Source organism: Pseudomonas sp. EA_5y_Pfl2_R50, from assembly GCF_963970475.1.
Lineage (GTDB): Bacteria > Pseudomonadota > Gammaproteobacteria > Pseudomonadales > Pseudomonadaceae > Aquipseudomonas.
Genome location: NZ_CAXAPT010000002.1, coordinates 494,589 through 508,666, shown reverse-complemented (window position 1 = coordinate 508,666; position 14,078 = coordinate 494,589). Strand labels below are relative to the sequence as shown.

Genomic DNA, 14,078 nt, shown 5'->3' with positions numbered 1-14,078 from the left:
GGCTAAATAGCCGCGCCTGATCGCCCACCCAACGGATCTGTCCCATGAACCGACACCGGCTAGCCATTGCCTGGATCGCCTGCTTTGCAGTGCTGTTCAACATGCTCGCCATGCCGATGACCGGGGCGATGGCGCAAGCGGCCAATTCACCGGCCGAACAATTGCTCTGGAGCAGTTTCTGCACCGGCAGCGGGACCAAGATGGTGGCGATCGACATCGGCACCACCGATCAAAAAGCTCCGCTCAAAGACACGCATTCGAACATGCAGCATTGCTGGTGCTGCTCGGGCTCGGCGCCGCTGGTAGCGTTGCCGGGGCATTCGCCGCAGCTGTATTTCGCCCACTACGAAAGCAATCGCAGCGTGGCGCCCGCCACCCTGCAAACACCCACGCCGCGCCAGCAATGGCCGAGTCTCAATCCCCGCGCCTCCCCTCTGGTTTGATTTGTTCGCGCAATTGACCTGCGTTTCAAATCGTTCTGGAGAACTGCCATGTTGAACAAACTCATCGTAATCGCTGCGCTGCTGTTGCCGGCGAGCTTTGCCCATGCCCATGAATACAAGGCCGGCGAGCTGGAAATCGCTCATCCGTGGTCGCAGGAACTGCCACCGAATGCGCCAACGGTCGCTGCCTATTTCATCATTCACAACACCGGCAAGACCGGCGACCGCCTGCTCAGCGTCGACTCGCCCATCGCCCCCGAAGCGCAGCTGCACGAACACGTGATGAAGGGCGATCTGATGAAGATGCAGCAAGTGCCGAGCGTGGAGATTCCGGCTGGCGGCAACGTGACGTTTGCGCCGATGGCCTATCACGTGATGCTGCTTAATCCGACCGATCGCAGCCTGCTCAGCGACGGCAAACGCTTCCCGCTGACGATGCATTTCGAGAAGGCCGGTGACGTTACCGTCGAAGTCTCGGTGCAGAAGAAACCGCCGGAAACCACACAGACTCACGCACACGCTCAGTAAGCCTTGCGGCAGATTCCGCCCATGCGCCCGCTGAGCACCAGGCCCTTGCGGCAACGCCGTCAGACGCCCCCCCTGACGCGCGGCAGCTGGATCGCCCTGTTCGCCATGTTGATGATCTTCATCGGCCCACTGATTTCTCAGTCGATGCCGATGGATCAACACGCCTCGACATCGATGCCGATGAGCATGGACATGTCGATGGACATGTCGATGGACATGTCGGGCATGGATCACTCGGGGCATGACGCGAAACCGAGCGCCGAACACTGCCCACCCCAATCCTCGCACCACGTGCTGTGGGAGAAGTGCGGCTACTGCAGCCTGCTCTTCAATTGCCCGGCGCTGACCGGCGGTGGCGACTTCGTCGCCTTCAATATCCCGCCGCAGAACACCTTCACTCCGCCCGCCCCGCGTCTGGGCCATGCCCGCCAGACTTTCTTCCCCGGCGCGCGCAGCCGCGCCCCGCCCATCGCAGCGTAAACACGCACCTCTGATTGCACACGGTTGAGAAGACAGCTTCAGGCTGCCGGCCGTGTCGTTTACGACTGTTTGATGGAAATTGTCATGTCCAGGTTTGCTGCTGTTCCACGCTCGGGCGCTGCCCCGGCGTCCTTCGCTTTGAACGAATCGCGGATTCGTTTCAGGCACGCTACCGCCATCCTTTGCGGCGTCCTGCTGTCCCCGCTGGTGCTGGCCGATGATCACGCCGGCCACGACCAGGAATTGACTCCGACGGTGATAACCGCGATTGCACCGAGCTCGCCACTGACCATCGTCACTAACCCCAAAGACCCACGCCAACCGGTGCCGGCCAGCGACGGCGGTGATTATCTGAAGACCATTCCCGGCTTTGCCCTGGTGCGTAATGGCGGCACCAACGGCGACCCGGTGCTGCGCGGCATGTTCGGCTCGCGCCTGAACATTCTCACCAACGGCAGCATGATGCTCGGCGCCTGCCCGGGCCGGATGGATGCGCCGACCTCGTACATCTCGCCGGAAACCTACGACAAACTTACCGTGATAAAAGGCCCGCAAACCGTGCTTTACGGCCCGGGCGCGTCGGCGGGTACGGTGCTGTTTGATCGTGAACCGGAGAGCTTCGGCGAACTCGGCACCCGCGTGAACGCGAGCATTCTGGCCGGCTCCCATGGACGTTTTGACAAGGTTGTCGACGCCGCTGCCGGCGGGCCGTTGGGCTACGTGCGTGTGATCGGCAACAGCGCGCACTCCGACGATTACCGCGACGGCAACAACGACATCGTCGCCTCGCGCTACGACAAGTGGAACGGTGACGTCGCGGTGGGCTGGACCCCGGACGTCGACACCCTGATCGAACTCACCGCCGGCAAGGGCGACGGTGAAGCACGCTACGCCGGACGCGGCATGGACGGCTCGCAGTTCCTGCGCGAAAGCCTTGGTCTGCGTTTCGAGAAATCCAACATCACTGATGTTCTGGAGAAGCTCGAAGCGCAGGTCTACTACAACTACGCCGACCACGTGATGGACAACTACACCCTGCGCACGCCGTCCGGCACCGGCATGATGGCAGGTCCCATGGCGTCCAATGTCGACCGCCGCACCCTCGGCGCGCGGATCAAGGCCACCTGGCGCTGGGCTGATATTCAGTTGATCACCGGCCTCGACGCGCAGACCAACGAGCACCGTCAGCGCAGCGGCATGGGCATCGATACCTACAAGGATCAGCCGTACAGCAAAGACGCCGATTTCCATAACTACGGTGTGTTCAGCGAAATGACCTGGTACGCCGCCGACCGTGATCGACTGATCAGCGGCGCCCGCCTCGACCGCGCTTCAGCCAAGGATTACCGGCAGACCACCGGCTCGGGAATGATGAGCCGCGCCAACCCGACCGCCAACGATACTCGCGCCGACACCCTGCCCAGCGGTTTCGTGCGCTACGAGCATGACCTCGCCGACAGCCCGACCACGCTTTATGCAGGCCTCGGCCACGCACAGCGCTTCCCGGATTACTGGGAACTGTTTTCGCCGAAGTCCGGCCCGGCAGGATCGGTCAACGCGTTCGATTCGATCAAACCGGAAAAAACCACTCAGTTCGATTTCGGCGTGAACTACAAGAGCGCCGAACTCGAAGCCTGGGCCTCGGGCTACATCGGCGTGGTGCGCGATTACATCCTCTTCGACTACACCCCGGGAATGATGGGCATGAGCACCTCGCGCGCCGAGAACATCGACGCGCGAATCATGGGCGGTGAACTCGGTGCCGCGTACAACCTCACCGATCACTGGAAAGCCGACGCGACCCTGGCCTATGCCTGGGGCAAGAACAGCAGCGATGGCAAGGCGCTGCCGCAAATGCCGCCGCTGGATGCACGCTTCGGCCTCACTTACAGCGAAGACAACTGGAGTGCCGGCGCACTGTGGAGGGTGGTTGCCGCACAAAACCGTATCGATCAGAACAAGGGCAACGTGGTCGGCAAGGATTACGACAAGAGTTCGGGCTTCGGCGTGTTCTCACTCAACGGTGCCTACCGGATCAACAAGCACTGGAAGGTCAGCAGCGGCGTCGACAACCTGTTCGGCAAGGCTTACGCCGAACACCTGAACCTGGCGGGCAACGCCGGGTTCGGCTATCCGGCCAACGACCCGCAAGCGATCAATGAACCGGGGCGCACGCTCTGGACCAAGGTGGACATGAGTTTCTAACAGTCACCCCCCCATGGGGGGACGGGCTTGCTCGCGAAGAGGGCGGCACATTCAAACGCCTTCGCGAGCAGGTTCGCTCCCACAGGGAATGACCTGAATGAATAACCAGAAGATCCAAGCCAAGCGGAGCACACGTGATGAAACAGCCCAAACCGAATTTCTACAACCTGGCCTGGCGTTGGCATTTTTACGCCGGTCTCTTCGTCGCACCGTTCATGGTGATGCTGGCCCTGACCGGCATCATTTACCTGTTCAAACCGCAGCTCGATTCGCTGATGTACAGCAGCCTGCTCAACGTCCCGGCCGGTCATCACACGGTGCCGGCCGATGACTTGCTGCAACGGGTGAAAAGCGCTTATCCACAAGGCCAGATCACCCAGTACCTGCCGCCGGTCAACGCCGAACGCAGCGCACAGTTTGTGCTGAAAAACGCAGGCCAGGAGCTCAACGTATTCGTCGATCCGTACCACGGCGACATCCTCGGCGAGCAGGACGCCAAGCAGAATCTGCAAGCCATCGCCCGCGCCATCCACGGCGAGTTGATGATCGGCACCGTCGGTGACCGCCTCATCGAAATGGCCGCTGGCTGGGGCGTGGTGCTGGTGGTGTCCGGCCTGTTCCTGTGGTGGCCGCGCGGTCAGGCCGCCGGCATTCTGTGGCCTCGGCTGAACAGTCGCGGTCGCGTGTTGTGGCGTGATCTGCATGCGGTAACCGGGTTCTGGGGCGCGACCTTGCTGCTGGTGATGTTGCTCAGCGGCATGACCTGGACCGGTTTCTGGGGCAAACAATACGCGCAGGTGTGGAACGTGTTCCCGGCGGCAATGTGGAACAACGTGCCGACCTCCGACATCGAAGCGCGCAGCCTCAACAGCGCCACGCGCCAGACCGTGCCATGGGCGATGGAAAACACGCCGATGCCAATGTCCGGCGACCACGCCGAACATATGAATCACGGCGTTGCCAACGCGGGCCCGGCGGCACCGGGCATCAGCCTGCAGGACGTGCAGGACATCGCTACCGAGCGCAAGGTCGAACCGGGCTACAGCATCACCCTGCCGACCACCGCCACCGGGGTGTTCACCATCGCGGTGTTCGCCGATGACCCGCGCAATGATGCGACCCTGCATGTCGATCAGTACACCGGCAAGGTGCTCGCCGATGTGCGTTTCGAACATTACGGCACCGTTGCCCGCGCTACCGAGATCGGCGTGATGCTCCACGAGGGCAAGATGTTCGGCACCTTCAACCAGATCGTCGTGCTGCTGATCTGCCTGATGATTCTGCTCAGCGCCGTCAGCGGTGTGGTGATCTGGTGGAAGCGTCGGCCGCAGGGCAAGTTCGGCGTGCCACCGCTGCGCCATGACCTGCCGAAATGGAAAACCGGCGTGGTGATCATGTTGGCACTGGCGGTTGTGTTCCCGTTGGTAGGCGCTTCGCTGGTGGTCGTCTGGTTGCTGGATCGGCTGCTGCTGTCGCGGATCGGCCGGCAGACCGAGTCTGCCTCCACCTCATGATTCGTGCGTGAGGCTGATCAACGAGTGGGAGCGGGCTTGCTCGCGAAAGGACGCCGTCATCCAGTGCTGATGTTGGCTGTGACGGCCTCTTCGCGGGCAAGCCCGCTCCCACAATGAATTTGCAGTGATCGCGAATCGCGCCCCAATCTGGCGCGACTGCATGCACCAACGCCTCCTGTGCGTTCCTTCATGGTGCAGCGATCAACAGCGAAACCGCTCTAGCGCGACATTTTCTTGCCAAAACCCGACCAGGCACAGCCCTTGCAAAACCCCCTTCAGTCGTCCGCATCTGCCAACCAGAAAAACTTCAAATGTTCATGGAGATCGCACAATGAAGCGTCGCAGTTTGATCAAGGCTTTCACACTCACGGCATCCATTGCCGCGATGGGCATGACCTGGACCGTCCAGGCCGCCGAGACCATCAAGGTCGGGATTCTGCATTCGTTGTCCGGCACCATGGCGATCTCCGAAACGTCGCTCAAAGACATGGCGCTGATGACCATCGACGAGATCAACGCCAAGGGTGGCGTGAACGGCAAGATGCTCGAACCGGTGGTGGTGGACCCGGCGTCGAACTGGCCGCTGTTCGCCGAAAAGGGTCGGCAGTTGCTGACCCAGGACAAGGTGGCCGTGGTGTTCGGCTGCTGGACCTCGGTGTCGCGCAAATCGGTGTTGCCGGTGTTCGAAGAGCTCAACGGTCTGCTGTTCTACCCGGTGCAATACGAAGGCGAAGAGATGTCGCCGAACGTCTTCTACACCGGCGCCGCGCCGAACCAGCAAGCGATTCCCGCCGTTGAATATCTGATGAGCGAAGAAGGCGGCAGCGCCAAGCGCTACTTCCTGCTCGGCACTGACTACGTCTACCCGCGCACCACCAATAAGATTCTGCGCTCGTTCCTGCATTCCAAAGGCGTGGCCGACAAGGACATCGAAGAGGTCTACACCCCGTTCGGTCACAGCGACTATCAAACCATCGTCGCCAACATCAAAAAATTCTCCGCCGGTGGCAAGACTGCCGTCATCTCGACCGTCAACGGCGACTCCAACGTGCCGTTCTACAAAGAACTCGCCAACCAGGGTCTGAAGGCGACCGAGGTACCGGTCGTGGCGTTCTCGGTGGGCGAAGAAGAATTGCGCGGCATCGACACCAAACCGCTGGTGGGCAACCTCGCGGCGTGGAACTACTTCGAGTCCGTCGAGAACCCGCAGAACAAGAAATTCGTCGCAGACTGGAAAGCCTACGCGAAGAAACACAACCTGCCGGGCGCCGACAAAGCGGTGACCAACGACCCGATGGAAGCCACTTACGTGGGCATCCACATGTGGGCGCAGGCAGTGGAGAAAGCCAAATCCACCGACGTCGACAAAGTCCGCGAAGCCCTCGCCGGCCAGACCTTTGCCGCGCCGTCCGGCTACACCTTGACCATGGACAAGACCAACCATCACCTGCACAAACCGGTGATGATCGGCGAGATCCAGAGCGACGGTCAGTTCAACGTGGTGTGGCAGACCGAAGGACCGATCCGCGCGCAACCGTGGAGCCCGTTCATCGATGGCAATGACAAGAAGCCGGATTATGCGGTGAAGAGCAACTGAGGCGGATTCAGTCATTGAGGCGGGCTTGAGATTTTCCCCCTCATCGGAACGCCGCCCGCCCAGCCCTCTCCCTCAGGGAGAGGGGGAAAGGGAGCCGATCTTCATGCTTTTCAAAGCCTGAGTTCGGCTCGAATCCGCAGGTCGCAGCACATCGTCCAGACACCTCGGTCAGTCCCCTCTCCCTCCGGGAGAGGGTTAGGGTGAGGGGGGCGGTTGAACAGGACACCACACATGCCCACTGCCATACACCGCTTTCTCGTAGCCATCGCACTGTTGCTGCCATTCCTGGCCCACGCCGGCGATGCCGAAGACTTCGTTGCGGCCAATCCCGTGCAACAGGCCAAACTTTTGGAAACCTGGGCTGCGCAGCCCGATCCGGCCCGTATCGAGCTGATCAACGCCCTGCAACAAGGCGAGCTGACCATCGATGGCCAAGCCAAAACCCTGCGCCTGAACAATCGCCTGCGGGGTCTGATCGACACCGCTCTGGCCAGCCATCAATTGCTCGCCGCCGACGCCAGAATCCGTCTGGCTGCCGCGCAGCAATTGCAGAAAAGCGCGAAACCCGCGCAGCTGAAATTCCTCGACCAGCAACTCGCTGGCGAAAAAGATGAAAGCGTCCACGCCGCGCTGAGCCTGGCGCTGGCCAATCTGCAACTGGTCGACAGCGATCCGGCCGTGCGTCTGGCCGCCGTGCGCCTGCTCGGTGAAACCGGCGATCCATTGGCGCGTACCCGCCTCGAGGGCATGCTCGAACCCGGCGTCGAAACAGACGCCAACGTGCGCACCGCCGCTGAAACCAGCCTGGCTCAGGTCAAACGCAAACTGCTGATCGGCGAGATCCTCGGTCAGGCCTTCAGCGGCATGTCCCTCGGCTCGATTCTGCTATTGGCAGCACTCGGTCTAGCGATCACGTTCGGCCTGCTCGGCGTGATCAACATGGCCCACGGCGAGATGCTCATGCTCGGCGCCTACTCGACGTATGTGGTGCAGTTGATGTTCCAGCGTTATGCACCGCAAGCCATCGAGTTTTATCCATTGATTGCGCTGCCCGTGGCGTTCTTTGTCACTGCCGCAATCGGCATGGCCCTGGAGCGCACGGTGATTCGACACCTCTATGGTCGACCGCTGGAAACCCTGCTCGCCACTTGGGGCATCAGCCTGATGCTGATTCAGCTTGTCCGTTTGTTGTTCGGCGCGCAGAACGTTGAAGTGGCCAACCCGGCGTGGTTATCGGGCGGCATTCAAGTGCTGCCGAATCTGGTGCTGCCGTACAACCGCATCGTGATCATTGCGTTCGCACTGTTCGTCGTCGTGCTGACGTGGCTGCTGCTGAACAAAACCCGCCTTGGCCTCAACGTCCGCGCCGTCACCCAGAACCGCAACATGGCCGCTTGCTGCGGCGTGCCGACCGGGCGTGTCGACATGCTCGCCTTCGGCCTCGGCTCGGGCATCGCCGGCCTCGGCGGTGTCGCGCTGAGCCAGATCGGCAACGTCGGACCGGACCTCGGTCAGAGCTACATCATCGACTCGTTCCTGGTGGTGGTGCTCGGTGGCGTCGGCCAGTTGGCCGGTAGCGTGCTCGCGGCATTCGGCCTGGGCATCGCCAACAAGATTCTCGAACCGCAGATCGGTGCGGTGCTCGGCAAGATCCTGATCCTCGCGCTGATCATTCTGTTCATTCAGAAACGTCCGCAAGGCCTCTTCGCACTGAAAGGACGGGTGATCGACTGATGAACCAGCCTCTGTTAGTCACGGCCACACAAAAGGCCGGGCCGAAAGTCACGATGGCGGTCGGCGCGGTGATCCTTGCCCTGCTGATCGCCCTGCCGCTGCTCTCCCTGCTGTCGCCGGACAGTGCGCTGCACGTCTCGGCGTACACCCTGACGCTGGTCGGCAAGATCCTCTGCTACGCCATCGTCGCCCTGGCGCTGGATCTGGTCTGGGGTTACGCCGGTTTGCTCTCGCTGGGCCACGGTCTGTTCTTTGCCCTCGGTGGTTATGCGATGGGCATGTACTTGATGCGTCAGGCCGCTGGCGATGGTCTGCCGGCGTTCATGACTTTCCTGTCGTGGAGCGAATTGCCGTGGTACTGGGCCGGCACCAGCAGCTTTGTCTGGGCGATGTGCCTGGTGGTGCTGGCGCCGGGATTGCTGGCGCTGGTGTTCGGCTTTTTCGCCTTTCGCTCGCGGATCAAAGGCGTGTATTTCTCGATCATGACCCAGGCCCTGACCTTCGCCGGCATGCTGCTGTTTTTCCGCAACGAGACCGGGTTTGGCGGCAACAACGGCTTCACCAATTTCCGCACGATTCTGGGTTTCGGCATCACTGAGCCGGGCACCCGCGCGGTGCTGTTTCTGGCGACGGTGTTGTTGCTGGTGGCGAGTCTGTTTATCGGCTGGCGGCTGGCGCAGAGCAAGTTCGGTCGGGTGCTCACGGCGTTGCGCGATGCGGAGAACCGTCTGATGTTCTGCGGCTACGACCCGCGCGGTTTCAAGTTGTTCGTGTGGGTATTGAGCGCAGTGCTGTGTGGCTTGGCCGGTGCGTTGTACGTGCCGCAAGTCGGGATCATCAACCCGAGCGAAATGTCGCCGACCAACTCGATTGAAGCGGCCGTGTGGGTGGCCCTCGGCGGACGCGGCACGTTGATCGGCCCGCTGCTCGGCGCCGGCGTGGTCAACGGCATGAAGAGCTGGTTCACCGTGGCGTTCCCGGAATACTGGCTGTTTTTCCTCGGCGCACTGTTCATCGTCGTGACGCTGTACCTGCCCAAAGGCGTGATCGGTCTGCTGAAGAAACGAGGTGAACAATGAGAGTCACGGCGAGCGCTGAATTCATGCTGGAACCGGCCTTTTTTCCTGTGGAACCGAACAAGGATGCCGGCACCAGCCGCGATTCCATCGGCCTCGGCCAACGCGTCGGCCCGGGCCTCGATACCCGCCACGGCACGATCCTGACCCTGGAAGACATCAGCGTCAGCTTCGACGGCTTTCGTGCGCTGAACAATCTCAACCTGTACATCGGCGTCGGCGAACTGCGCTGCATCATCGGCCCCAACGGCGCGGGCAAAACCACGCTGATGGACGTGATCACCGGCAAGACCCGGCCCAGCCACGGCAAGGCGTGGTTCGGCGAAACGCTGGACCTGACGCAGATGAGCGAAGTGCAGATCGCCCAGGCCGGCATCGGCCGCAAGTTTCAGAAGCCGACGGTGTTTGAAGCGCTGAGCGTGTTTGAAAACCTTGAACTGGCGCAGAAAACCGACAAGTCGGTGTGGGCCAGTTTGCGCGCGCGGCTGAGTGGTGAGCAGAGGGACCGCATCAGCGAAGTGCTGGAAACGATTCGCCTGAGCACCTCGGTCAATCGTCAGGCCGGCCTGCTGTCCCACGGTCAGAAGCAGTTTCTCGAGATCGGCATGTTGCTGATGCAGGACCCGCAATTGCTCCTGCTCGATGAGCCGGTGGCGGGCATGACCGACGCCGAAACCGAGTTCACCGCTGAACTGTTCAAGAGCCTCGCCGGCAAGCATTCGCTGATGGTGGTGGAGCATGACATGGGCTTTGTCGGGTCGATTGCCGACCACGTCACCGTGTTGCACCAGGGCAGCGTTCTGGCGGAGGGCTCACTTGAGCAGGTGCAGGAAAACGAGCGCGTGATCGAGGTTTACCTGGGCCGATGAATCGGCCAGCTGCAAGCGACAAGCTTCAAGCAGCAAGTAGAAGCAAAGTCATAAACAGCCCTGCTCTTGCTTGCAGCTCGCGGCTTGAAGCCCAACTAACGGAGTTCCAATGCTACAGGTCCAACAACTTCATCAGTACTACGGCGGTAGCCACATCCTCCGTGGCCTGTCTTTCGACGTGAAGGTCGGCGAAGTCACCTGCCTGCTCGGTCGTAACGGCGTGGGCAAAACCACCCTGCTCAAATGCCTGATGGGCCTGCTGCCGGCCAAGGAAGGCGCGGTGAACTGGGAGGGCAAAACGATCACCACGCTCAAGCCCCACCAGCGCGTTCACGCCGGGATCGCTTATGTGCCGCAGGGCCGCGAGATTTTCGGACGCCTGACCGTAGAAGAGAATCTGTTGATGGGTCTGTCGCGCTTTCCCGGCAGCGAAGCCAGGGAAGTCCCGGGTTTCATCTACGAATTGTTCCCGGTGCTGCTACAAATGAAGCAGCGTCGCGGCGGTGACCTCTCCGGCGGTCAGCAACAGCAGTTGGCAATTGGCCGCGCCTTGGCCAGCCGTCCGCGCTTGCTGATCCTCGATGAGCCCACCGAAGGCATTCAACCCTCGGTGATCAAAGAGATCGGCGCCGTGATCAAGAAACTCGCAGAGCGCGGCGACATGGCGATTCTGCTGGTCGAGCAGTTCTACGATTTCGCCGCGGAACTGGCCGATCAATACCTGGTGATGTCTCGGGGCGAAATCGTCCAGCAAGGTCGCGGTGAAAATATGGAGGCCGAAGGTGTACGCGGGCTGGTAACGATCTAGTACAACGAACTAATCTGTAGCTTCCTAACGATAATTGCACACCATGAATTCGACTGTTTCACCTGCCCTGTTTACCCCGAGCTGGCACGCCGAGCTGGAACTCGCGTACGCCCGTTTCGGCGACTGCACGCGCCCGGTCATGCGCCGGCACCTCGGCCCGCTGCGCGTGCAGAAGCATCTGTACGCCGAAGGCCCGGAGGTCTGCCAGCACATCATCGTCCACCCGCCGGGCGGGATTGCCGGCGGTGATCGGCTGGACATCAGCGCGCGCGTCGAACCAGACGCCTGGGCGCAGATCACCAGCCCCGGCGCGGCGAAGTGGTATCGCGCGGGTGGGCCGGCTTATCAAAAACTCGACTTGAAAGTCGCTGCCGGCGGGACGCTGGAATGGCTGCCGCAGGAAACCATCGTTTACAGCGCTGCACAGGCTGAGCTGACGACTTCGATTGACCTTCAAGGCGATGCACGGCTGTTCTACTGGGACGTGGTGGCACTGGGTCGCCCGGCCAGTGGCGAGCGTTTTGATCGCGGGCATTTTCAAGCGCACCTGGATATTCGCCGTGATGGTCGATTGCTATGGCATGAGCGCCAGCGCATTGTCGGTGATGACGGTTTGCTTGATTCGCCGATCGGGCTGGATGGCAACCCGGTGTTCGCCACATTGTTGGTGACCGGGGAAATCGACGCTCCGCTGCTGGAGCGTTGCCGCTCGCTGGGCCAGGAAGTAAGTGGGGATCTGACCCAATTGCCGGGGCTGTTGGTGGCCCGTTGTCTGGCCAGCGAAGCATTGCTCGCCCGTGCGTGGCTCATCGATTTGTGGCGTTTGCTCAGACCCGCCTTGCTGGGTCGCGACGCGGTATCCCCCAGAATATGGAGCACCTGAAAAGCGACCCTCACCCTCCGCCCTCTCCCGGAAGGAGAGGGAGCCTGACCGAGTCGTTTGAAATGAATTTAACTGCCTGAACGAATACTGCTGACTGAACCGGCCATTGAAAACAACCGAGATCAGTCCCCTCTCCCTCGGGAAAGGGCTAGGGTGAGGGATTGCTCCAAGGGGCACCCCGCGCCCGCAAGAACCTCAAAAATCTGCCCTGATGGAACCCCACAATGGACCTGACCCCACGCGAAAAAGACAAGCTGCTGATCTTCACCGCCGGCCTCGTTGCCGAGCGGCGTCTGGCCCGCGGCGTGAAACTCAATTACCCGGAAGCCATGGCCTACATCTCCGCCGCGCTGCTCGAAGGCGCCCGTGACGGCCAGACCGTGGCCGAGCTGATGCACTTCGGCACCACCCTGCTCAGCCGCGAACAAGTGATGGAAGGCATCCCGGAAATGATCCCGGAGATTCAGGTCGAAGCGACGTTCCCCGATGGCACCAAACTGGTCACCGTCCACCAACCGATCGTCTGAGGTCGCGTCATGACTTACTCCATTCGCGATGCCGTCCATGCCGATCTGCCGGCAATCCGCGACATCTACAACGATGCCGTGCTCAACACCACGGCGATCTGGAATGAACAGGCTGTCGACCTCGGCAACCGTCAGGCATGGTTCAGCGCCCGTCAGGCCCAGGCCTATCCCATTCTGGTGATCGTCGACGGCGACAACAGCGTGCTCGGCTACGCTTCATTCGGCGACTGGCGGCCGTTCGACGGTTTTCGCCACACCGTCGAGCACTCGGTGTATGTGCGCAGCGACCAGCGCGGCAACGGCCTCGGCCCGCAACTGATGACAGCGCTTATCGAACGAGCGAAGTCCTGCGGCAAACACATCATGGTTGCCGCCATTGAAAGCGCTAACGCCGCCTCGATTCGACTGCACGAACGCGCCGGTTTCAGCATCACCGGGCAGATGCCGCAGGTCGGCACCAAGTTCGGTCGCTGGCTTGACCTGACCTTCATGCAACTGACCCTCAATCCTGGCGCGGAGCCGCCTGACGCCAACAAGGAGTGACACGATGAACGCCGCCCAACTGCGCCGCGTCAACGCCGAAAGTTTTGCGCACTATCGCCAGGGCCTGATCGATCTGCTGCTCGACGCGGTGGGTTATGGCGCCAGCGTCGGCTTCATGGCCGACCTTGATGCCGCGCAGGCGCGCGCCTATTTCGATGAGGTTCAAGAGAACGTGAACAAGGGCAGCGTGCTGCTCTGGGTGGTGGTCAAGGACGAACAGGTGCTGGCCAGCGTGCAGTTGGGGTTGTGCCAAAAGGCCAACGGTCTCAATCGCGCCGAAGTGCAGAAACTGCTGGTACGCGAACACGCGCGCCGTCGCGGTCTCGGGCAACAATTGATGAGTGCGCTGGAACTCGAAGCGCCCAAGCACAAACGCGGCATGCTCTACCTCGACACCGAGGCGGGCTCACCCGCCGAAGATTTCTACAAGGCCTTGGGCTACAGCCGTGCCGGCGAAATTCCCGATTACGCCTGTGACCCCAACGGCACGTATCGCCCGACTGCTCTCTATTACAAGATTCTGCAAGGAGCCCACAGATGATTCCTGGTCAGTACCAGATCCAGCCCGGCGACATCGAACTCAACGCCGGCCGTCGCACCCTCAGCCTGACAGTCGCCAACAGCGGCGATCGGCCGATTCAGGTCGGCTCGCACTTTCATTTTTTCGAAACCAATGACGCGCTGACGTTTGATCGCGCGGCCAGCCGGGGCATGCGCCTGAATATTCCGGCGGGCACGGCGGTGCGCTTCGAGCCGGGGCAGAGCCGGGAGGTGGAGCTGGTGGATTACGCCGGGCATCGGCGGGTGTTCGGGTTTGCCGGACGGATCATGGGTGACCTCTAAAAAAGCAGCTTCAAGCTGCAAGCCTCAA

Annotated in this window: 15 protein-coding genes; all 15 read left to right on the top strand. The window is 61.5% G+C overall.

Annotated features, from left to right (window positions below):
• Nucleotides 1–44: 44 nt before the first annotated feature.
• Nucleotides 45–443, top strand: coding sequence for a DUF2946 domain-containing protein (locus AACY19_RS05480; protein ID WP_339448707.1), 399 nt, complete (start codon nucleotides 45–47; stop codon nucleotides 441–443).
• A 48-nt stretch (nucleotides 444–491) separates the two neighbouring features.
• Nucleotides 492–971, top strand: coding sequence for a copper chaperone PCu(A)C (locus AACY19_RS05475; RefSeq protein WP_339448705.1), 480 nt, complete (start codon nucleotides 492–494; stop codon nucleotides 969–971).
• A 21-nt stretch (nucleotides 972–992) separates the two neighbouring features.
• Nucleotides 993–1,451: a DUF2946 domain-containing protein gene (locus AACY19_RS05470; protein ID WP_339448702.1), complete on the top strand. Its 459-nt coding sequence runs from the start codon at nucleotides 993–995 to the stop codon at nucleotides 1,449–1,451.
• 84 nt (nucleotides 1,452–1,535) lie between these two features.
• The gene (locus AACY19_RS05465; protein ID WP_339448700.1) at nucleotides 1,536–3,656 is read left to right on the top strand and encodes a TonB-dependent copper receptor; all 2,121 of its coding nucleotides are present in this window, start codon (nucleotides 1,536–1,538) and stop codon (nucleotides 3,654–3,656) included.
• A gap of 137 nt (nucleotides 3,657–3,793) precedes the next feature.
• Nucleotides 3,794–5,170, top strand: coding sequence for a PepSY-associated TM helix domain-containing protein (locus AACY19_RS05460; RefSeq protein ID WP_339448698.1), 1,377 nt, complete (start codon nucleotides 3,794–3,796; stop codon nucleotides 5,168–5,170).
• Nucleotides 5,171–5,501: 331 nt separating this feature from the next.
• Nucleotides 5,502–6,767: an urea ABC transporter substrate-binding protein gene (urtA, locus tag AACY19_RS05455; RefSeq protein ID WP_339448696.1), complete on the top strand. Its 1,266-nt coding sequence runs from the start codon at nucleotides 5,502–5,504 to the stop codon at nucleotides 6,765–6,767.
• Between the two features lie 231 nt (nucleotides 6,768–6,998).
• Nucleotides 6,999–8,501: an urea ABC transporter permease subunit UrtB gene (urtB, locus tag AACY19_RS05450; protein ID WP_339448694.1), complete on the top strand. Its 1,503-nt coding sequence runs from the start codon at nucleotides 6,999–7,001 to the stop codon at nucleotides 8,499–8,501.
• The gene (urtC, locus tag AACY19_RS05445; protein ID WP_339448692.1) at nucleotides 8,501–9,580 is read left to right on the top strand and encodes an urea ABC transporter permease subunit UrtC; all 1,080 of its coding nucleotides are present in this window, start codon (nucleotides 8,501–8,503) and stop codon (nucleotides 9,578–9,580) included. The genes urtB and urtC overlap by 1 nt, the downstream gene beginning before the upstream one ends.
• On the top strand, nucleotides 9,577–10,446 hold the full coding sequence (gene urtD / locus AACY19_RS05440) for an urea ABC transporter ATP-binding protein UrtD (protein WP_339448690.1): 870 nt from the start codon (nucleotides 9,577–9,579) through the stop codon (nucleotides 10,444–10,446). Before urtC ends, urtD begins: the two co-directional genes overlap by 4 nt.
• 109 nt (nucleotides 10,447–10,555) lie before the next feature.
• On the top strand, nucleotides 10,556–11,254 hold the full coding sequence (gene urtE / locus AACY19_RS05435; RefSeq protein ID WP_339448688.1) for an urea ABC transporter ATP-binding subunit UrtE: 699 nt from the start codon (nucleotides 10,556–10,558) through the stop codon (nucleotides 11,252–11,254).
• A 43-nt stretch (nucleotides 11,255–11,297) separates the two neighbouring features.
• Complete coding sequence (locus tag AACY19_RS05430; RefSeq protein WP_339448686.1) at nucleotides 11,298–12,137, top strand: urease accessory protein UreD; 840 nt, start codon at nucleotides 11,298–11,300, stop codon at nucleotides 12,135–12,137.
• 224 nt (nucleotides 12,138–12,361) lie between these two features.
• Nucleotides 12,362–12,664 (top strand): urease subunit gamma, encoded by a 303-nt coding sequence (gene ureA, locus AACY19_RS05425; protein ID WP_007915951.1) that lies wholly within the window; start codon nucleotides 12,362–12,364, stop codon nucleotides 12,662–12,664.
• A gap of 9 nt (nucleotides 12,665–12,673) precedes the next feature.
• Nucleotides 12,674–13,207 (top strand): GNAT family N-acetyltransferase, encoded by a 534-nt coding sequence (locus AACY19_RS05420; RefSeq protein ID WP_339448683.1) that lies wholly within the window; start codon nucleotides 12,674–12,676, stop codon nucleotides 13,205–13,207.
• A 4-nt stretch (nucleotides 13,208–13,211) separates the two neighbouring features.
• Complete coding sequence (locus AACY19_RS05415) at nucleotides 13,212–13,748, top strand: GNAT family N-acetyltransferase (RefSeq protein WP_339448681.1); 537 nt, start codon at nucleotides 13,212–13,214, stop codon at nucleotides 13,746–13,748.
• Entirely contained in the window at nucleotides 13,745–14,050 is a 306-nt protein-coding gene (locus AACY19_RS05410; protein ID WP_339448679.1) for an urease subunit beta, read from the top strand. The genes AACY19_RS05415 and AACY19_RS05410 overlap by 4 nt, the downstream gene beginning before the upstream one ends.
• Nucleotides 14,051–14,078: the final 28 nt, after the last annotated feature.